This window comes from Streptomyces synnematoformans (assembly GCF_039531005.1).
In the GTDB taxonomy this organism is placed as follows: Bacteria; Actinomycetota; Actinomycetes; order Streptomycetales; family Streptomycetaceae; genus Streptomyces; species Streptomyces synnematoformans.
The window spans coordinates 1-661 of sequence record NZ_BAAAPF010000754.1; the positions used below are offsets into that span (position 1 = coordinate 1).

The following is a 661-nucleotide window of genomic DNA, read 5'->3' on the forward strand; positions in this document are numbered from 1 at the left end:
CGCCCGGGAGGCCGACCTGCCCGCGCCCTGACGCGCGTACGGCCCACGCCCGCGGCCCGGCGGGGCCCGGCCGTGCGCGCGTGCGGGCGTCCGCCGCCGGACCGGCGCCCGTCGGTGCCCGGCGGCCGGTGCCCGGCGGCCGTCAGTGCTCGGCGGCCGTACGGTGCCGCACGTACGAGCCCGAGCGGCCCTTGACGACCTCCAGCTGCGCCGGAACCCGCCGGCGCAGCTCCGGCACGTGGCTGACGATGCCCACCGTGCGGTCGCGTTCGCGCAGCGCGTCGAGGACGTCGAGCACCTCGTCCAGGGTGTGTTCGTCCAGGCTGCCGAAGCCCTCGTCGATGAAGAGGGTGTCGAGCCGGACGCCGCCCGCCTCCTCGGTCACGACGTCGGACAGGCCGAGAGCCAGGGCGAGGGAGGCGAAGAACGACTCGCCGCCGGAGAGCGTGGCGGTGTCCCGCTCGGTGCCGGTCCAGGCGTCCACGACGTGCAGCCCCAGACCCTGGCGGCCCCGGCCGCGGTCGCGGTCGGCGGAGTGCACCAGCGTGAACCGGCCGGAGGACATGCGGGTCAGCCGGGCCGTCGCGGCGGCGGCGACCTGTTCGAGCCGGGCCGCCAGCACGTACGACTCCAGCCGCATCTTCCGCTCGTTCTCCGCGGA

1 protein-coding gene is annotated in these 661 nt (G+C 77.0%); it reads right to left on the bottom strand.

Annotated features, from left to right (window positions below; translation table 11 throughout):
* Positions 1-142: 142 nt before the first annotated feature.
* Positions 143-661 (bottom strand): SbcC/MukB-like Walker B domain-containing protein (locus ABD317_RS37520; RefSeq protein WP_344296623.1); only part of this gene is annotated, 519 nt, incomplete at its 5' end.